Raw genomic sequence first — 18,173 nt, 5'->3', positions numbered from 1 at the left:
GATTATTCTCTCGTTATCGTTAATTCGAGACTAATTGCACGACGACCAGTCGGCCACCTTCTTCTGTTGATAATACAAATTGCAATCCATCGGTTAGGGCTATTTTATCGCCAATCGCTATCTGTTTTTTCTCCGGTAATACCATTAATCCATCAATACGCTCATTAACAAGCCACCACGTTGAATTGTGATAAACAAAATAACCGACACGTTTTTTCTGTTCATCCGTGGTGCGTTCATTGGGCGCAATAAGGCGATTAACGTGCCAAGGGAAGAGTGATTGATTACTCCAAACCATTAAGCGGTGATCGTCCGGTCTAAAGCTACCAGCCTTACGGGAAGAGTAAAGATTTAAAATCGGCAATTGGCCTTTATAAGGCGTGTGACAATAAGGACAAACGGGCTGTGTTTTTCCAGAAAAAACATACCATTGCTGTTCACAATCTTTATTTTGACAAGGCTGAACTAAATCTACCGTTTTGACTAAAGCAGTTTCCCATTCATCTGCGGTAGGACGTTGTGAAGGATCGTGTAATCCTGTAATAAAGGCTCTTTCAAAAAGAGGCGTTAGGTATGGCCCCATAATAGTGTATGGGATTTTTTCAGGATCAGCCCAAGGTAGCGATGACGGTTTTACCTGATTAAGTTTTACCGCATTGCTACGATCAGTTGGGTGCTCAATAAACAACGCTTTTTCACCCATAGAGAGTGTTTCATCACGCATTTCATCGTCAAGATCATGAATTTTACCGCCCCGTAAAGGATGGCGATAAAACAGATACATATAGATTAATACCGCAAGTGCGTGTCTATCTGTCGTGATGCTTGGCAAGATACGGTTAGGATCTTCTTTCGGTAAATGGCTGGTTTTCACCACTTCTGGCGCAATAAAATCAGGCGTTCCTACTACATCAGGGGGGTATTTGCCGGGAACCACTAAACCGTCAATATCAATGACACAGGCGTGACCTTGCTCAGGATCGATAAGGACGTTTTTATAGCTTAAATCACTGTGGCATAAGCCTGCTGCATGCATTCGACGTACGGCACGAGAGAGCAATAAACAGACTTTTAGATAATTTAATAGATTGCCTCTTTCACGAGGATCGAGAAATTTATTTTGGTTATTGGCACTTGCAAACCATTTACCTTCTTTTTCTCGACCTTTTATCGCAAGAAAGTCATTGTTTTTAGAGCCATATTTAAAGAAAAAGTGGGATTGATAAGTTGGAACAACAATACCAATTTTGCCTTGATGTTCGACAACATCTGTTGGCCAGCAAAAGAGGTTTTTCCAATATTCTCCACCACTTTGTTCAAAGATATTATGTCGATAAGAGCCTGTTATCATATCGATTCTATCTTTGGCTTGTGCATTCTGTTTGGTTTTATAGAAGGCAACAACGTAGGTTCGGTCAGGGGAAAAATAGACATCTTTCATTGAGCCAGAGCCAATAATTTCATTGACGTATTGAACTGTTTTTCCACTTTGCGTTGTACAGGTAATGATCTCTGCCATGAAACTCACCCATTCTCTCTTTTATGATTACCAAGCCACAACCAGAGTGCGGTCATCGTGATTGCCTGCTGAAAAGAAATTCAGCCATTCTGCTAATGCTTTGTCCGCATTTTCAGGATTGGCTAAACAAGGCGATATTTCATTGATCAATGCCGCCCATTTGTCGGGATTTTGTAAGCCATTATCCGTTTCAAATACCGGATCGGACACCCCATCTGTCATTAAAATAAGGTGTGAAATCTCTTTCCACTTACCAATCATAATGCGGAGATTAAATTCAGCATCGTTAATCGCACTGTCATCAAGAAAACGGGTTTGGCCTGCATATTCTCCACTGTCTGGGATCCCTAAAACACGGACTTTACCTTCAGGCCCATAGGCTGCAATAGCACCATCTCCCATCCAAAATGAAGCTGCAAATAACTCATCATTGATACGTAAAGAAACCGTGGCTAATAACGTAGTCGAAAACGATTTTACTGGCTCATTAATACGAATAGCCTCATTTTTGAGATTATTCACCGCTAATTGTGCCGCATTGTGAAAACATTGAGCAAAGTACTTGCCTGCTTGATTAATGGCGTTGTTGTCATTCCATTGATGGATGGTTTCAATATGGGGCTTAAATGCCTCATTTTCCACGCTTAACTGTGATTTTAAATAGTGGCTTACAGTATTGATAGCAATGCGTGAGCCTTCACGAGAATAGCGAGCACTGCCTGCACCATCAGCAACAATTAAAATATTCCATTGGCTTTGGTTATCGTGGTGAATATAAAAATCATCATCACGGAATGTGCCTGCATGTTCATGGGAACGTCCACGACGGCTAGCACCTGCAATTCGAATGTTTTCTTCAAGAATAAGTTTGCTATCTATATGGGCTTTGGGATAAAGGCTATCAGCAGGAGGCTCATTGATTTGCCATAAGCTACGAGGATCAGGATTGATGATTAATAAGACTTCATTGTGATAGCGAATGGTATTAACGGACCAATGGACAACCAATGTGAAGTTGCCACTTTTTGTTGGCATACCCACTAAGCAGCAACTTTCATGATCAAAGGTTATTCCAAATTCTTCAGGAAAATCAACTGCTTCAATTTCGGCAATTTCGAGGGTATTTAGCTCGATATTGAGCGTAGAGTTGAACGCTGTACCTACTTTGGCATTAGAAAGGGTAATTTTTGCCGTAGGACGCTGAATAATTGGTTTTTCTGTTGGCATTGGCGACGCCTGTGTTGGAATTTGCCCCGGTTTTAATGGGCTATCTTCTGGTAATGATGTTTCTTCAGTGGTTAAATCGCGAGCGGGTGGCAATAACAGAAGAATAGGTTGTACTTTGTCTTGTGGTGTTATTTTTTCTGCCGTTTTAGCATTGATTTTATCAATAATAAAATCAATGTGTTGAGCAATTTCCGCATCTTCATACAACGCAATCACGAGTTCTTCATGTACAGGAATGCGATGTTGTGTCAGCGTGTCGTCAATAATCAGTTTTGTGAGTAGGGCTTTTTTATCCATTAGCCTTTACCTCGTGTGACATCAAAGTCAGATTGGTTGCTGTTATCACCAAAGGTGATGTTGTTATCACACCAAGGGCAAATAACGGTTTCAGGGCCATTTACACAGAGTAATTTACCACATTGGCAAACGGCAAAAGCAGTGGCATTGCCGCAATAAGGGCAACCTGGTGTACCATGAAGTTCACTGGTATTAACTTGATATGCCGTGGCGCTGAGATCACTCCATGCAAAGTAATCTTCATTTAAGGTGTAGCAACCTGTTAAGTTAAAGCCATTAAGGTTGAGATTAAAATTGAGCCCGGAAGCTTTCATTGGCGGACGTTCATATTTCATTAAATAGGGTGAACGTGTGTGGCTACAACGCCCGACAAAAGTGACACAAGATTCATCATAAGCACGAGCAACATCATCTTTCGCAAGACGAACAATATGCTCTGTTTGACTTAGCAGTGGTGGTGGCTCTTCGCCAACACTTCGGCTATGAGAAACCACTGACATCGTTATCCATTTAATGAAACGAGTAAAATCACCTTCTTGTGCTTCGGTAAATAACAGCACATTTTCAGTTAATTGCGACAGTACCTGTAAGTCTGCACTTAAGCCTAATCCAATTGCAATTAAGTTAACTTTATTGGCGTAGTGAGCTTTCCAGCGCTTGATCTCTTGCGCGTAATCATCGGTAGGCCTGCCATCAGTTAACAGGTAAACGACAGGCTTCCAATCGCCTTTTTGTTCAAGTGTCGTTTTTCTTACTTGAGTGTCGATTTGGTGAGAAAGTTCTCGTAATGCACTGCCTAATGAAGTGCCTCCGCCTAAAGGAAGTTGAGGAGGATAAAAAGAGACGACTTCAGTGAGTGGAACAATAGTTTTTGCAACGCCAGCAAAGGCGATAACAGAAATACAAGCGGTTTCAAGGGCGTGCGGATCTCGTCTCAGATCGCTAATAATAGTTGTTAGACCGTCATTCATCTTTTTTAGGTTTTCACCGATCATCGACTCTGAACAATCTAAAACAAAGAAAATGGGTAGCCTTCTCATTGTTATACCTTATTACTTTATCGTGGCTATTATGTATTGTGATGGATAAACCAAAGCCTGAATAAAATAAAAGCAAAGCCTTTTGGAGCGCTTTGCTTTTGTCGATCACAATACCAGTTGGATTTCAGGAGGGGGTGGCGGTAGGGTGTCTTTATCCGTATTCACTCCTGCACTTGAACTACCGGATGCGACACTGGCAGAAACCCATTTAAAAAAGCCAGAGAAGGCATTGGAGTCTAGTGTTTCTAAAGCTACCACTTGAGATGTAAGCTCTTTAAGGTGATCGTGTTTGGCTTTAGGGCCAACAGCGCAAGCGATGATCGAACCAAATGAACGCTTCTTCACTTCTTTAATCGCTTCACCATAGGCGTAAGCATCAGAAGGTGTGCCATCCGTCATTAAAAAGACGAGAGGACGCCAGTCACCTTTTTGGTCACCATCGGAACGTTTAATATCACGATCAACACATTTGATTAAACATTCCAGCGCAGCACCTGTGAAAGTACCACCAGAGCTAGGTACGGTGATATCTGAGAATTGGAAATCTTCTAATGCAGTTAATGGGATAAATTCACGAGCCTCGTTATCATAGGTAATGATAGAGATATGCACGCTTTCTAAAGCGTAAGGATCTTGTCTCAATGCATTAAGCATTGTTTGTATCCCCACGTTAACCGCATGAATAGATTCACCTCTCATTGATCCCGAAGTATCAATCAGCAGGTAAACGGGAAGTCTTCTCATTAGGCAAAATCCTTTAAGTAAGAAATAAAGCTATCTGAACTTGAAGGCTCACCAATGGCGTTAAGTTTCCAGCCATTCTCTTCTCTGACTAATTCAGCAAACAACATTGAACGTTGGTTGTTGAAGGCTTCGCCTCCAGATAAATCAAAACGAGCCATTTCTACATTTTTCGCATCAACCGCGCGGATAAAGGCGTTTTGTACTTTACCAAAGTGTTGTTGTAATTCTCTACCATTGTAAATCTGAACAATAAAGACAATTTTGGTAAATTTAGGATCCAGTGTGTTTAATTTCACGATGATCTGTTCATCGTCGCCATCACCTGCGCCTGTTCGGTTATCACCCGTTAACCAAATCTGTCCTGATTTGTGTTGTAGGCTATTAAAGAAAATAATATCGCCATTGACGAGAGAGGGTTGCCCACCTTCAATTTTACCTAAATCGTTTACTTTACCGTTTTCGCCACATAAGAAGGCGATAACATCTAAATCGTATTCTTCGCTTTTTTTACCAAAAAGCCCGCCAAGGAATCCGCGTTTTTCTTCGTTGATATCCCAGCCTAAACCGATAGTGACAGAGGAAAGGTCATATTCATTTTTCTTTAAACTAACACCTTGTCCTTTTTTTAAACTAACAGACATATTCATTCCTTTTTTATTTAAAGTACAACGTTAACCTCAGGAGGTGGCGGTGGTAAGTCATCAAGCTCACTAATCTCTTTCTTAGTTAAATCGACTTTTTGACTACCGACAGAAATACTGGCTGAAACCCACTTAAAGAATGACTTAATGGTATTGGAGTCCGCAGTATCTAGCTGTAATACAATTTCAGTGATATTTTTTAGTACATCAGTTTGTGCTGATTGTCCTGCTGCACACGCAATAACAACGCCAGTGCGTGCCGCTTTAAATTTCTCAACGCCTTTTTTCCAATCGTCTGTGGGGGCGCCATCTGTCATCACAAAAACTAATGGGCGCCAATCGCCTTTTGTTTCAGCCGTGGTTTTTTGTACTTCTTTTTCAATACGACTAGAAACTAAAGTGAGCGCGGCACCTAATGCTGTTGTTCCACTTGCGACTAAATCAGGCACTTTAAAATTGATTAAATCCGTGAGTGGCACAACCTGTTGTGCGGTTGAGTCAAAGGTAATGATAGAAATATAAGCGGTTTCTAATGCATAAGGATCTTGGCGTAGTGTTGATAAGAGCATTTCAACGCCATTTTTTACTGCTGCAATAGGCTCTCCATACATGGAAGTCGATGTATCAAGCAAAAGGTAAACTGGCAATCTTCTCATGCATTTATCCTGTGAGTGAGAGAGAAATAAGCGATTAATATACTAACCGACTCATGAAGGTGTTCAATTGAGATTATGCTTAGTTTAATTAAATTAGAGATAAAACGCAGTGATGATTGTCCAATATTATTAATCTGAATGAAGATAGCGTGAAAAGTAAAATAAAAGAGGAATTAGCCTGTTTATCACTCTTTAATTGAGTGATGGTATGATTTTCTTTTATTAAAGAAAATATGTTTTATTGAACCATCTTAATAAGAGTGATGCTAAATGAATGATTAATAATGATTAGGTATAAATACTCTTTTTGACTAAAAAAATAAAAATTATAAAAATCAATAAATTCAAAGCATTAATGAGTTGGTGTTTTTTGTTTTTAAAATGATTTTAAATAAAGTAAGAGGGGGCTAAATATATAAAATAATTTTATTAGATAAGTGTTCTTATATATTTTCTTATTTTTCTTATTTTGAAAAAATAACTTGATACCGAAGTATCAAGCTATTTTAAATTAATTAATTTTAATTCTTTTTTTCTTTTTCTTTCTCAGCTATTTCTGCGAGTGTTGATTGAATTAAATTTTCAATATAGTGATCAACTAATAATTCAACAGCTTCACTACGTGTGGAATTATTTAAATAAGATAATCTATCAATTTTGCGTAATGCCGACATTTTTAATGAAAGTGAAACAGATTTCTTCTTATCTTTATCGAGATAAACTCGGCTTGTCATTCCATTGTGGCGTAGATCTTCACTGGCGGATAATGCCTCCCGCATACGGCGTAATGCCTTACTATCGAGTTGACCTCGTTCAGTCATTTGATATGCGCGAGAGGCTTTGCTGTATTTTATTTCAGCACCATAAGAATCTCTTATCTCTTTTAATACGCGAGTTAATGTAGGCTCTGAGCATTCAAGAGCAGAAATAATCTTAATGGTTGGAACCTTTTTTCCTGAGCTTAAAAGGGTTGCCAGTGTAAAGACTCTGACCTGACGAGTGCTTAATTGCATGCTTAGTTACCACTTATTTTGTCATTCGTGTGTTAAAATATTCAGCAATAATTTCTATTATTCTTGTTCTGTGTTGACAAGGATAAATAAAATAAGCTTCCTATTAAATGTAGTATAAATTAATAATTGAAATAAAAAATTTACTTTTTCAAATAAAAAAAGTGAGTCTTGTTTTTATAAGTTCTAGTTAAAGATAACATGTTTTAACTAGAAACTTATAAATTCAAATCAAGATAAGATAATTATTTTATCTTATCGAGTTCATCGCTAGTTATAGAGTATTTTATGTTGCATTAAAACGTTGAGCATTATTTTGTTGGTTAGGAATAATGCCATAAATTTTAGCTCTGGTTAAAATACTCAATGCCCAGCGACGATGTGTTGCTGGTTCACACATTGCACCTTGTGATTTAAAGACGGCTTGTGTTGAATTTAAAATACGTAATGCATCTGAATGATCGGATTGAGATACCATGAGAGCTTGTTCAATTTTATGAATTTGCTTTGGATGAATAGCTGTTTTACCTACAAGGCCATTAGCAATATCAAGCGCCAGCTCTTTATCCATAATATGGTGATCATCAATATGCTCACAAACAGGTGCTGTGAGGGCAAATTGGCGAGCACCAAAGACAGCAACTAGCATTTTTATCACGTAACCCATTGGGCCATCATAAAGTGTTAATTGGCGATTACGTCTAAGAGAAATGACATTCATTAAATCATTGCCACCAATACGTAATGCAATAATTCTGTTATGGCAAGGATGAGTCAGTAGGTGGTTTGCAAGCTCTGTCATTTGAATAACATCAAACACTTCTTCTGTTTCAAGTGTTGGCATCATACATAAATGCGTATTTTCAATAATATTCCACCAAACTGGTAGAGAAACTTGCGTAAACTTAGGTAAAACAAGGCCATCGATAGCACTGATATTAAGGTTTTCAGTGATCCATTGACCCATTTCAGTGTGGCGAGGGCGAATAAACAGCAGTGGCCAATGGCTACAATCGCTGTTTTTTTTGTGCTCTGCTAAGGTATTTAATAAGGTTGCCAAGTTTTCTAATGCAACAGGAATATCTGCATCACTCACGGCATCTTCTAAACAGATAATTAAAGAGCGTAACCCTTCAATTTTCTGGTTGATAATTGTCGTCGCGATATCTGTTCGTGTTGCGGGCATATAAAGCGTTGCCCCTAAATTCCATGGGGATAATCGTTCAATCATTATTTCACCTTTTTAATGATAGTCACTGCACGATATTGACCAAGCGCTTGCCCTGCTTCAATAACAGCAATATTTTTTTCCTGTGCAAGATAAACCAGTAACGCGACATCAGGATCGGTTATTTCTCTCACAAGAACATGATCAGGTACACGGCGTAAAACAGCGCGTGTGGCTTCAGCAATACCGGGTTTTATACGATTGATATTTGAAATATCATATTTTTTTGCAAGTGAACTAACGACGTTTTCGCTCAGCTTTTTTAAGTCTGATTGTTGTTCTTTAAATGTGGCTAGTGGAATATCGTTATTGATTAATGTATCAATGACTTTTCCGACAGTATCAACAAGATAACGACTGCATTCATACTGTTGTAAATGTTGGCAATCCACAAAACCGTGAAAGCCTTTTTCAGTCCAAATTGAACGTGAAATTAAGCCTGAAACAGGCGCGCCCATGATCCCAAATGGGATAAGCCAATCTTCATCGCTGGCACTTAGCCATGCACAGCCACAAGGATCAGCGAGGACGACAAGACGAGGCTGGGCTGGATAGCCTTTTCGTCCTGATAACGAACGAATAAGTTCACCTGTAATAGCGCCTTTTCCTGTCCATCCATCTACAAACACAATACCTTCTGTACCATGATGTTGTTCTATCCATGAAAGTGCTTCACTATCAATACCTCTATCTCGGATAATACTAATGCCATAGTGGTAAGAGGTTTTTCCCATTTTACGCAATGTTTGTTGTAACATGACGCCTAAAGGAACACCTGCACGAACAAGGCTTGTCAGAATAATTGGGGTATCACCAAAGCGTTCAATCAGTGATTTAGCCAACATTATGACTTCAGTTGCTAAGCGTGTAGAACCTGTTTCTAGCGCTTTTTCAAAGAGATCTAGATGCCATGTTGTTGGCTCTGGCTCTTGACTTAGCATGTCAGAATAGTGGCGTTTACCCGACTGTATCAGCTCTTCTTTTAACTCAACGGGCGTCATTTCGATATTAACCGGTTGAAGTAGAAAATCGACATCTCCTGATACATAAGAGCCAGAAAACGGCTTATGATCCATCATGTTTATTCTCCAAAAATTTTTGTGTTAATCGCATCCGCAAATTGGCTTTGACGAGGAAGCCCATACCAACTGCATAACTTCATAAAGCGATGATCACTTAGGCTGTCACCGAGTCCAATCACAGGAAAAACACCACGCTCAGCTTTTAATTTATTGAGCAAATAGGTAGCTGCTTTGCCTTTTTCGATAGGCTCTGGTAACCAAGCAATATTGTTGCTGTTGCGATGAATATAAAAACCATTGGTTGAAAATGTTTTTTCTATTTCATCACCGATAGCGTATAGCTCGTCTAATCGGGTGCTATCGTTATGCTTCATGACTAAATAAATAGGCAAATCACCGTATTCATAATTAATACGCGCCCAACCATCAATATTTCGTTCCGCCATTAATTGCGTAATTGATTGTTGTAGAGTCAACAAACGTTGTGTGTATGGCGCTAAGCTTTGAGTGATGTGGTTTTGCCATTGTGTATCAGCATTGCCTTCAGGCGTTAATATCACCGCACCATGTGTGGTAATCGCCCAAGAATGAAAAGGAATGGTGACTCGGCTAATCTCTTCTGTTCCGCGCGCAGTAACAGGAATTAAATCTGCGTGCTCTAACATCCAATCTACAAGCATGGTTTGCTCTTGAGTCATAAAGCTACGAGGTTCTAAGCTTCTATCTAGCGCGCCAGTCTTATAGGGTTCTAGTGCTAATTCATCCACCATCTTACGACGTGTTTGAAATAGGGTATCATCGAGATCAGTTAAAATAACGGGCTTAGTCATAACTAATTACCTCAACAATAGGTGCAACTTTATTGAGGGCTTCAATCAGTTGGCTATCAATACTTTCGGCTGGTGTTTCACAACAAAGCAAAATACGATCAAATTGTTGATGTGCCACGTTATAGACGAAGTTAGGAATACCTAAACCATAATTATCAGTAAATGTGATTGCTGATTGAATAGCAAAATTGCTTGAAATAGGTGAACGTGTTGTCGAGCTATATTTTACGATAGCACCTTGTTTTTCAAGACGTTCAGCTAATAAGAACGGCTCCCAAACAAATTCTCCCGATCCTAAAACAAGGATTTTTTCATCTAAAGAAGCACTGATGGATAAACCCAGATCGTTTGCAGGCGTTGTCATTCCCAATCGACCCCAGCTCTGTTTACCTGTGATAGCAACTTGTCCTGATGCAGTGATATTAACATTAGGCATAACAGGTAAAGGCGCATTTGGATCAGCATCCCATTGCCACTTTCCTTGAACTAAAGAGAGGGTTTTAATCGGTAATGGGGAGCGCTCAGCGATAGAATCACCACTCCAATCAGTTAAGGTTACCGCTATAACCTGCTCAATATGGATTAATCCACCATCTTCACGCAGTGCTGATAGCAGGTTAATAAAGGTATTACCCGTAGTCGCTTCATCATCAATTAATACAACGGTTTTTGCTTGTTGTACCCACTGGCGTTGCTCTGCTGTTTTAGGCAAATAGAGTAAGTGATCAGTCGCGTGGCTGTGATTTTCTTTAAACTCACATAGCAGCTCACCTTTATCAACAGGATGGCGCGTTGATGTTAAATAAACGGCGTGTTGATAGCGATTTCTCACTTCATCAAAAATGCCAGCACCTAACCCCACCGCGGTTTCTGCCATACCAATAAATAGAACGGGTTCTTCTAGTGTGTCTGGAAATTGACTGGCAAGTTTTTGGTAGGTTTCACGCATTTTTTTCGGTGAAACAGGGATATGACGTCCTAATACTTTACTGACAAATAAAAATGCACGCTTAGGATTGCGTCTTTCTGCAATATCAAATAATTCATCAAGTAACTCAATAGAGCAATTTGGCGTCACACTTAATGTGCCACAAGAAAGAGGGCGACGATAAACGGATGAGTCACTCATACTATTTTTCATTATTAATTATTATCCGTACTGATTAAGTTTGTTAACGTTGAATTGAAAACAATAGAATCGGTGATTGAGCGTATTTTTGTTGGTGTAAAATGGTTATTTTGAGCTTGAGCTTCTTCAATACTCATTAATCCTAATTGGCGTAAAGCAAAAATACCTGCAAGGTTAATTCCACAATGTTGGGTGTAACCAATACCACCAGAAGGGCGCATATTAATTTCTAGTAAAAGTGGGCGACCTTGATGGTTATTTCGAGTTTGTACATTCACAAGCCCATCGGCTTTCATCGCCGTTGCGCACGCTTTACCTAATTCATAAGCCTCGCCTGAGATTTCTAGATGTTGTATTGCGCCCTCTTTGCGCCGAGCTACTGCTGCAATAACATCACCTTGTTCAACCACCATATCAACAGAGTATTCAGGGCCGGGTAAATAAGGCATTAAGACTAAAGGTTCAAAACGATCAACCGCCTTTAATGCATCAAGATATTGTTGAGGATTGACTTGGCGATTTTCTGGGTGATTAAACAGTGCCATTGGTGAAACTTGATTATCAAAGCGCCAAAAACCCATGCCATAAATCCCTTTTACAGGTTTAATACATAGAGGTATTTCGCCAAAAGGAGGCTCTTTTATATGCGCTTCTAATTCATCGATAGATTCAATGTAAATAGAAGGTACTGCTGGAAGCCCACATTGTTCCATAGCTTGTGCAAATGCAACTTTATTATCAGCTAATTGAAGCTGTTCAAGTTGTGTGGCTCCTGTGGTTAATTTTACCCCAAATGACTCAATTTCTTTTCGGTGTAATTCAAACCATGCACTATTACGACCAGTGTGAATGACACTGACTTGATGCTGTTTTACAACATCAGCGATAAATTGTAAGCGTAATGTCTCTTCAAGAGGTTCATAAAAAGCCCCATCAGCAAGCGATAAAATCTCATTTCTAGGATGACGATGAGATGCGAGCACAAAGATCTCTTGGTGCTGCTGTTTTGCAAAGTCTTTAACACTTTGAATTATATCGCGTTGTGATGATAAACCTTCCATAAACCAAATTGTGTTCTTCATTACTCTGTATACCGTGAAATAAAAGTGTAGGGTTCAATGGCTATAATCATGAAGATTTCGAAGAACTGTGTCAATCATAATATGATTTATTTGAGTTAATTTTTAAATCAGGTGGTTGTGTAGGTTATTATTATGATTTTTCTGTGTTTTTAACATTTTATTACAATAAAAATATCATTTATATCAATGAATTGACAAAACTTTAAGTTTAAGTGAGAAAAATAGTCTTGCTCATGAACTTCATCATGATATGATGATTTTCATGATATGGAATTAATCACAAATGGCGTTATTGTTTCACTCTACCTCTGAAGGAATTTAATTATGGTTTCATTAAGCAAGAATCAAACAGTTTCTCTCAGTAAACAAGCACCTACACTGAGCCATTTAATGTTTGGTTTGGGCTGGGATCCGATTAAGAAAAAAGGATTATTAGGCGGTCTTTTTGGTGGTGGTGGTTCTATTGATTTAGATGCAAGTTGCGTATTGCTTGACGCAAGTGGTAATCAAATCGATACCATTTGGTTTAGAAAATTAAAATCAAGTTGTCAGTCAGTTATTCACTCTGGTGATAACTTAACGGGTGACGGTGATGGCGATGATGAAACAATTTTTGTTGATTTAGACCGTTTACCGACAAATGTTGAATATTTGGTATTCACAGTAAACAGTTTCCGTGGACAAACATTTAATGAAGTTGAAAACGCATTCTGCCGAGTTGTTGATAAAACAACTAATAAAGAGCTGGTGCGTTATACCTTAACAGAGCAAGGCTCTCATACAGGTATCGTGATTGCTTCTTTACAACGTAATCATGGTCAATGGGATTTCACTGCGTTTGGCGCGCCTTGTAAAGGCCGTGTCATTAACGACATGATGCCTGATATTGTGGCTACGGTGGTGCGATAAATGAATATGACTCCAGGCGGGAACGTACCTGTTCCTAATCAAACATTAATCATTAGAATTCAATCAGGAGCACCTGTTGATGTGTCTGCTTTTAGACTTTATGCGTCAGGTAAAGTGAATGGCGACACCGATATGGTGTTTTATGGACAGACAGCTAATGATGATCGCACCGTTATTTATGCGACAGCAGGAAACAGCACATCTTTCACTGTGGATCTAACACGTTTACGTCCAGATGTTGAAAAAATTGCGTTTACAGCAACCTGTGAAGGTCAACAAACTATCGCAAATTTACAACGATTATCAATTCAAGTTGATGCTAATAATGAAGTTGTGGCGAACGGTAATGTTGATATTAACGGTCGTCCTGAAGCAGCATTAATTTTAGGTGAATTGTATCGTCGTAATGGTAGTTGGAAGTTCCGTTTTATTGCTCAAGGATTTAACGGTGGTTTAAAGCCACTCGCTGAACATTTTGGTGTTGATATTGCAGACTCTGCACCAGCACCAGCACCAGCACCAGCGCCAGCACCAGCACCAGCGCCAAGTTCGGTGAACTTAAGTAAGGTCTCTTTAACCAAAGAGAAACCGGCAATCAGCCTAACGAAGAAAGATGACTTTGGTAAAATTCGGATCAACCTTGATTGGCATCGTGAAAACAAAAGTGGGGGTTCTGGGTTATTAGGTGGGTTGTTCGGTGGCAATAAAGGTATCGATTTAGATATCGGTGCTTTTGTTGAACTTCAGCAAGGACATAAGTCCGTTATTCAAGCATTAGGAAACGGATTTGGTGATTTTAATCGTATTCCTTATGTTGAATTACAAGGCGATGACCGCACTGGAGATGTTGCTGGTGGTGAATGGATCTTTGTGAATGGACGTGAATGGAAAAATATTAAGCAAGTGCTGATTTTCGCGTTTATTTATGAAGGTGTACCGAATTGGAGCAAGACTGATGGCGTGGTTACCATTCATGTACCTGATCAACCACCTATCGAAACACGCTTAACTGATGGTAATAATGGTCGTGGTATGTGTGCAATTGCCCGACTAGTGAATGAGAACGGATCAATAAAAGTTGAACGTCTCAATGAGTTTTTTAAAGGCCACCGTGATATGGATAATGCCTACGGGTGGGGATTTCGCTGGACAGCGGGTTCTAAGTGATCAAGTTGATATAAGGAAAAGTAACATGAGTTTTTTTAACAAATTAAAAGAAGGTTTTAATACAGGCCGTTCTGAGTTAGCCAAGCAAGTTGGTCGCTTTAAAAACAAAAAATTTATGCAAGGTACTGTTGCGGTTTGTGCGCGTATCGCCATTGCCAGTGACGGTGTGAGTTCTGAAGAAAAACAGAAGATGCTTGGTTTTTTAAAAGCATCGGATGAACTTAAAGTATTTGATACTACTGAAGTTATCGAATTCTTTAATAAGCTAATCTTGAGTTTCGAGTTCGATACTGAAGTCGGTAAAGGCGAAACCATGAAGTATATTCTGGCAATGAAAGATCAGCCAGAAGCTGCGCAATTAGCTATTCGTGTCGGTATTGCTGTTGCGAAAAGTGATGGTGATTTTGACAATGATGAAAAAGAAGCTGTGCGTGCTATTGCCATTGCATTAGGCTTTGAGCCCGCAGAATTTGGTTTGTAATTAATTTAATATAGGGAACCGTTTAGGAATTATTATGGTATCCACACATATTGGTTTTCCGACAGAAACTGTCATTGTCTTTGTTGTACTTGCGATTGGCGCTATTTTTATCGACTTATTTATGCATCGCTCAGATAAGCCGATAACGTTAAAGAATGCCATATTTTGGTCTATATTCTGGGTTGCCATCGCAATGGCATTCGCAGGGTTCCTTTATGTACACCATGGTGCAGAAGTTGCGAGTTTATTCGTAACAGGTTATGCGTTAGAGAAAGTGCTTTCCGTTGATAACTTGTTTGTCATGATGGCAATTTTCTCTTGGTTTGCCGTACCTGACCGCTTCCGCCACCGCGTTCTTTATTGGGGTATTATCGGTGCTATCGTTTTCCGTGGGATCTTTGTTGCCATCGGTACAGGACTGTTAAGTTTAGGACCATATGTTGAGGTAGTATTTGCCTTAATCGTTGCTTGGACGGCAGTTATGATGCTGAAAAGCGGTGATGACAGTGAAGAGATTGAAGACTATTCACAACATCTTGCTTATCGCTTAGTTAAACGATTTTTCCCTATATGGCCAAAAATCACAGGGCATGCTTTCGTACTAACACAAAAAGAAGTTGATGCTGAATTAGCAAAACCAGAAAACAAAGAAATTACTATTGGTCGTGGTACAAAAGCAGCGTTATATGCGACACCACTTATGTTGTGTGTGGCTGTTGTAGAGCTTTCCGATGTGATGTTTGCTTTCGACTCGGTTCCCGCTATTATCGCAGTAAGCCGTGAGCCACTCATTGTTTATAGTGCAATGATGTTCGCAATCTTAGGCTTACGTACGCTCTACTTCGTGTTAGAAGCGTTAAAACAATATCTGGTTTACCTTGAAAAAGCGGTTATTGTGTTGCTGTTCTTTATTGCTGCAAAACTGGGTTTAAATGCAACAGATCATATCTGGCAACATGGATACAGCATCTCCGCGACAACTAGCTTATTTGTTGTGCTAGGTGTTCTTGCTCTGGGTATTATTGCAAGCTTTGTATTCCCAGAGAAAAAAGATGATGAAGGTAAGACAAATTAACAAATATTCTTGAAAAATCAGAATATTAAAAACAAAACTAAAGAGGTTATAAAATGAGCGTTTCTCTTTCTAAAGGTGGTAATGTCTCTCTGAGCAAAGCAGCCCCAACGATGAAAAACGTCCTTGTCGGACTTGGTTGGGATGCCCGTTCTACAGATGGTCAAGATTTTGACTTAGATGCATCTGTATTTCTGTTAGCTGCAAATGGAAAAGTGCGTAGCGATGCCGATTTCATTTTTTATAACAATTTAAGATCTGCTGATGGCTCTGTTGTTCACACTGGTGATAACCGTACTGGTGAAGGCGATGGTGATGATGAAGCACTGAAAATCAAATTAGACATGATCCCAAATGATGTCGATAAGGTTATCTTCGTTGTCACTATTCATGATGCGCAAGCTCGTCGCCAAAGCTTTGGCCAAGTATCAGGGGCATTTATTCGTTTAGTTAATGATGACAATCAAATTGAAGTTGCTCGTTATGACTTAACGGAAGATGCATCAACAGAAACAGCAATGTTATTTGGTGAGCTATATCGCCATAACTCGGAGTGGAAATTCCGTGCTGTTGGTCAAGGTTATGCGGGTGGCTTAGGTTCAGTTTGTGCTCAATACGGTATTAATGCCTCTTGATAGTCGATTTGTAAGATACTAACCGCTGGCAGTCATAAGATGTGATTGCCAGTTTATTCAATAAAGTAGGAGCTTTGATATGGCAGTTTCCCTCGTTAAAGGTGGTAATGTTTCTCTGACTAAAGAAGCACCAACAATGTCGGTTGCTATGGTTGGTCTAGGATGGGATGCCCGCGTGACAGATGGCGCAGAGTTTGACTTAGATGCGTCAGTATTCATGGTAGGTGAAGATGGAAAAGTACTTTCAGACGCAAGTTTTATCTTCTTTAATAACAAAGTGAGTCAATGTGGAAGCGTTGAACACCAAGGAGATAACCGTACTGGGGAAGGCGATGGTGATGATGAGCAAGTTAAAATCACTTTATCAAAAGTCCCTGCTGAAGTGAAAAAACTGGTATTCGCAGTCACTATTTACGATGCAGAAAACCGTAAACAAAACTTTGGTATGGTCAGCAACAGTTTTATGCGCGTTTATAATAACGACAATGGTACTGAAATTGCACGCTTTGATCTTTCTGAAGATGCATCAACAGAAACTGCAATGATTTTTGGTGAGTTATATCGCCATGGTGCAGAGTGGAAATTCAAAGCAGTTGGTCAAGGTTTTGCGGGTGGTTTAGGTGCGTTAGCCGCACAACACGGCGTAAATATCTAATCTCTGCACAATGCACAATGCACAATGAAAACCCTCGTTAATCGAGGGTTTTTTTATGTTCTATTATGTGGGGAGATTATTTTTTTGTTTCTATTTTTATGGGCGATTTTTTTGTTCGGTTTTTACCAGTATGAAAATGTCGCCAGTGAGGATCTTGTGCTGCTAACAATAATTCATGGTCACCGCGAGAATCGCCCCACGCCCTTAAATGGTATTGTGTTAAGTCGCCGTATACCGCTTCTAATCGTTTGATTTTTTCACCACAACGGCAATTATTGCCAATAATTTTACCTGTCAGCTTCCCATCAACAACTTCAAGTGTTGTTCCTATTAGTTTAATGCCTAAGCGTTTTGCAAAAGGCTCTAACACCATCGCAGGTGATGCAGAGCAAATCGTTACTTCAGCATTGCTATTTACTTCTTCTGCAACAGCGAATAAGCCCGTAGGGCGCATTAATTTAGTCCAGTAAAGCTGGCAAAATTGTTCTGCTTTTTCTTTTAACCATTGTTCTTCAATATTGGTTAGAAAAGTTTTGATCAGCACTTCTTTTAGTTCATCACGGGTGAGTTTGCGTCTAAAACAACGTAATGTCGGTAATACCATTTTAATTAAACGGCGTGAGAATTTACGTTTACCAAAGGCAAATTTTAGAAAAGGAATAAAACTGTCGTGATAGGTTAGCGTGCCATCAAAATCAAACACTGATAACGTTTTTACGGTATTTTTCGCGTTTTCAAATTGGGGTTGCATACAGGGTAAGGCTCCGTAAATCATCAGAGTTTAAAAAATATATTTTACCTATTATATCATCGTTCTAAAAATGAGATA

At 39.4% G+C, this 18,173-nt stretch carries 19 protein-coding genes; 6 read left to right on the top strand and 13 right to left on the bottom strand.

Features of this window, described 5'->3' with window-relative positions; genetic code table 11:
• Nucleotides 1–19: 19 nt before the first annotated feature.
• The 12 genes from CBE70_RS07405 to CBE70_RS07350 form a co-directional block, all read right to left on the bottom strand.
• Nucleotides 20–1,519, bottom strand: coding sequence for a helix-hairpin-helix domain-containing protein (locus tag CBE70_RS07405; protein WP_098941929.1), 1,500 nt, complete (start codon nt 1,517–1,519; stop codon nt 20–22).
• A gap of 27 nt (nt 1,520–1,546) precedes the next feature.
• The gene (locus CBE70_RS07400) at nt 1,547–3,043 is read right to left on the bottom strand and encodes a PP2C family serine/threonine-protein phosphatase (RefSeq protein WP_100158831.1); all 1,497 of its coding nucleotides are present in this window, start codon (nt 3,041–3,043) and stop codon (nt 1,547–1,549) included.
• Nucleotides 3,043–4,083, bottom strand: a complete 1,041-nt coding sequence (locus CBE70_RS07395; RefSeq protein ID WP_100158830.1) for a TerY-C metal binding domain-containing protein — start codon at nt 4,081–4,083, stop codon at nt 3,043–3,045. The genes CBE70_RS07400 and CBE70_RS07395 overlap by 1 nt, the downstream gene beginning before the upstream one ends.
• A gap of 105 nt (nt 4,084–4,188) precedes the next feature.
• Entirely contained in the window at nt 4,189–4,827 is a 639-nt protein-coding gene (locus CBE70_RS07390; protein WP_075672662.1) for a vWA domain-containing protein, read from the bottom strand.
• Nucleotides 4,827–5,468: a TerD family protein gene (locus CBE70_RS07385; protein ID WP_100158829.1), complete on the bottom strand. Its 642-nt coding sequence runs from the start codon at nt 5,466–5,468 to the stop codon at nt 4,827–4,829. The genes CBE70_RS07390 and CBE70_RS07385 overlap by 1 nt, the downstream gene beginning before the upstream one ends.
• A 17-nt stretch (nt 5,469–5,485) precedes the next feature.
• Entirely contained in the window at nt 5,486–6,124 is a 639-nt protein-coding gene (locus CBE70_RS07380) for a vWA domain-containing protein (RefSeq protein WP_100158828.1), read from the bottom strand.
• A 521-nt stretch (nt 6,125–6,645) separates the two neighbouring features.
• The gene (locus tag CBE70_RS07375; RefSeq protein ID WP_023582799.1) at nt 6,646–7,137 is read right to left on the bottom strand and encodes a hypothetical protein; all 492 of its coding nucleotides are present in this window, start codon (nt 7,135–7,137) and stop codon (nt 6,646–6,648) included.
• 283 nt (nt 7,138–7,420) lie between these two features.
• Nucleotides 7,421–8,365 (bottom strand): HpcH/HpaI aldolase/citrate lyase family protein, encoded by a 945-nt coding sequence (locus CBE70_RS07370; RefSeq protein ID WP_100158827.1) that lies wholly within the window; start codon nt 8,363–8,365, stop codon nt 7,421–7,423.
• Nucleotides 8,365–9,441, bottom strand: coding sequence for a cysteine protease StiP family protein (locus tag CBE70_RS07365; protein WP_100158826.1), 1,077 nt, complete (start codon nt 9,439–9,441; stop codon nt 8,365–8,367). Before CBE70_RS07365 ends, CBE70_RS07370 begins: the two co-directional genes overlap by 1 nt.
• A gap of 2 nt (nt 9,442–9,443) precedes the next feature.
• A complete protein-coding gene (locus CBE70_RS07360; RefSeq protein WP_100158825.1) occupies nt 9,444–10,214 on the bottom strand; it encodes an HAD family hydrolase in 771 nt (256 codons plus the stop codon).
• Nucleotides 10,207–11,355: a phosphoribosyltransferase domain-containing protein gene (locus CBE70_RS07355; RefSeq protein ID WP_100158824.1), complete on the bottom strand. Its 1,149-nt coding sequence runs from the start codon at nt 11,353–11,355 to the stop codon at nt 10,207–10,209. The genes CBE70_RS07360 and CBE70_RS07355 overlap by 8 nt, the downstream gene beginning before the upstream one ends.
• 2 nt (nt 11,356–11,357) lie before the next feature.
• Nucleotides 11,358–12,425, bottom strand: a complete 1,068-nt coding sequence (locus CBE70_RS07350; protein ID WP_100158823.1) for an ATP-grasp domain-containing protein — start codon at nt 12,423–12,425, stop codon at nt 11,358–11,360.
• Between the two features lie 324 nt (nt 12,426–12,749).
• Here CBE70_RS07350 and CBE70_RS07345 point away from each other — a divergent pair, with 324 nt between their 5' ends.
• The 6 genes from CBE70_RS07345 (at nt 12,750) to CBE70_RS07320 (ending at nt 17,344) form a co-directional block, all read left to right on the top strand.
• Complete coding sequence (locus CBE70_RS07345) at nt 12,750–13,334, top strand: TerD family protein (RefSeq protein ID WP_072064329.1); 585 nt, start codon at nt 12,750–12,752, stop codon at nt 13,332–13,334.
• Nucleotides 13,335–14,501: a TerD family protein gene (locus tag CBE70_RS07340; protein ID WP_100158822.1), complete on the top strand. Its 1,167-nt coding sequence runs from the start codon at nt 13,335–13,337 to the stop codon at nt 14,499–14,501. It begins immediately after the preceding gene.
• 25 nt (nt 14,502–14,526) lie between these two features.
• On the top strand, nt 14,527–14,982 hold the full coding sequence (locus CBE70_RS07335; protein WP_023582792.1) for a tellurite resistance TerB family protein: 456 nt from the start codon (nt 14,527–14,529) through the stop codon (nt 14,980–14,982).
• A gap of 34 nt (nt 14,983–15,016) precedes the next feature.
• Nucleotides 15,017–16,057 carry a TerC/Alx family metal homeostasis membrane protein gene (locus CBE70_RS07330; RefSeq protein ID WP_100158821.1) on the top strand — a complete coding sequence of 347 codons (1,041 nt, stop codon included), beginning with the start codon at nt 15,017–15,019 and terminating at the stop codon, nt 16,055–16,057.
• Between the two features lie 53 nt (nt 16,058–16,110).
• Nucleotides 16,111–16,689 (top strand): TerD family protein, encoded by a 579-nt coding sequence (locus CBE70_RS07325; RefSeq protein ID WP_100158820.1) that lies wholly within the window; start codon nt 16,111–16,113, stop codon nt 16,687–16,689.
• A 79-nt stretch (nt 16,690–16,768) separates the two neighbouring features.
• Nucleotides 16,769–17,344 (top strand): TerD family protein, encoded by a 576-nt coding sequence (locus tag CBE70_RS07320; RefSeq protein ID WP_100158819.1) that lies wholly within the window; start codon nt 16,769–16,771, stop codon nt 17,342–17,344.
• Between the two features lie 76 nt (nt 17,345–17,420).
• Here the strand turns inward: CBE70_RS07320 and CBE70_RS07315 are convergent, their stop codons facing one another.
• A complete protein-coding gene (locus CBE70_RS07315; protein WP_100158818.1) occupies nt 17,421–18,095 on the bottom strand; it encodes an HAD family hydrolase in 675 nt (224 codons plus the stop codon).
• Nucleotides 18,096–18,173: the final 78 nt, after the last annotated feature.

The sequence above is a fragment of the Proteus columbae genome (assembly GCF_002777965.1).
In the GTDB taxonomy this organism is placed as follows: Bacteria; Pseudomonadota; Gammaproteobacteria; order Enterobacterales; family Enterobacteriaceae; genus Proteus; species Proteus columbae.
Note: the sequence above shows the minus strand (reverse complement) of the source record. Positions and strands in the feature narration are given on the sequence as shown.

Excerpts from the sequence above, each read along its gene's own strand:
- CBE70_RS07380 (WP_100158828.1), bottom strand. The coding sequence starts at position 6,124 with ATGAGAAGATTGCCAGTTTACCTTTTGCTTGATACATCGACTTCCATG.
- CBE70_RS07365 (WP_100158826.1), bottom strand. The coding sequence starts at position 9,441 with ATGATGGATCATAAGCCGTTTTCTGGCTCTTATGTATCAGGAGATGTC.
- CBE70_RS07400 (WP_100158831.1), bottom strand. The coding sequence starts at position 3,043 with ATGGATAAAAAAGCCCTACTCACAAAACTGATTATTGACGACACGCTG.
- CBE70_RS07335 (WP_023582792.1), top strand. The coding sequence starts at position 14,527 with ATGAGTTTTTTTAACAAATTAAAAGAAGGTTTTAATACAGGCCGTTCT.
- CBE70_RS07350 (WP_100158823.1), bottom strand. The coding sequence starts at position 12,425 with ATGAAGAACACAATTTGGTTTATGGAAGGTTTATCATCACAACGCGAT.
- CBE70_RS07355 (WP_100158824.1), bottom strand. The coding sequence starts at position 11,355 with ATGAAAAATAGTATGAGTGACTCATCCGTTTATCGTCGCCCTCTTTCT.
- CBE70_RS07315 (WP_100158818.1), bottom strand. The coding sequence starts at position 18,095 with ATGCAACCCCAATTTGAAAACGCGAAAAATACCGTAAAAACGTTATCA.
- CBE70_RS07340 (WP_100158822.1), top strand. The coding sequence starts at position 13,335 with ATGAATATGACTCCAGGCGGGAACGTACCTGTTCCTAATCAAACATTA.
- CBE70_RS07320 (WP_100158819.1), top strand. The coding sequence starts at position 16,769 with ATGGCAGTTTCCCTCGTTAAAGGTGGTAATGTTTCTCTGACTAAAGAA.
- CBE70_RS07375 (WP_023582799.1), bottom strand. The coding sequence starts at position 7,137 with ATGCAATTAAGCACTCGTCAGGTCAGAGTCTTTACACTGGCAACCCTT.
- CBE70_RS07330 (WP_100158821.1), top strand. The coding sequence starts at position 15,017 with ATGGTATCCACACATATTGGTTTTCCGACAGAAACTGTCATTGTCTTT.
- CBE70_RS07405 (WP_098941929.1), bottom strand. The coding sequence starts at position 1,519 with ATGGCAGAGATCATTACCTGTACAACGCAAAGTGGAAAAACAGTTCAA.
- CBE70_RS07390 (WP_075672662.1), bottom strand. The coding sequence starts at position 4,827 with ATGAGAAGACTTCCCGTTTACCTGCTGATTGATACTTCGGGATCAATG.
- CBE70_RS07385 (WP_100158829.1), bottom strand. The coding sequence starts at position 5,468 with ATGTCTGTTAGTTTAAAAAAAGGACAAGGTGTTAGTTTAAAGAAAAAT.
- CBE70_RS07345 (WP_072064329.1), top strand. The coding sequence starts at position 12,750 with ATGGTTTCATTAAGCAAGAATCAAACAGTTTCTCTCAGTAAACAAGCA.
- CBE70_RS07325 (WP_100158820.1), top strand. The coding sequence starts at position 16,111 with ATGAGCGTTTCTCTTTCTAAAGGTGGTAATGTCTCTCTGAGCAAAGCA.
- CBE70_RS07360 (WP_100158825.1), bottom strand. The coding sequence starts at position 10,214 with ATGACTAAGCCCGTTATTTTAACTGATCTCGATGATACCCTATTTCAA.
- CBE70_RS07395 (WP_100158830.1), bottom strand. The coding sequence starts at position 4,083 with ATGAGAAGGCTACCCATTTTCTTTGTTTTAGATTGTTCAGAGTCGATG.
- CBE70_RS07370 (WP_100158827.1), bottom strand. The coding sequence starts at position 8,365 with ATGATTGAACGATTATCCCCATGGAATTTAGGGGCAACGCTTTATATG.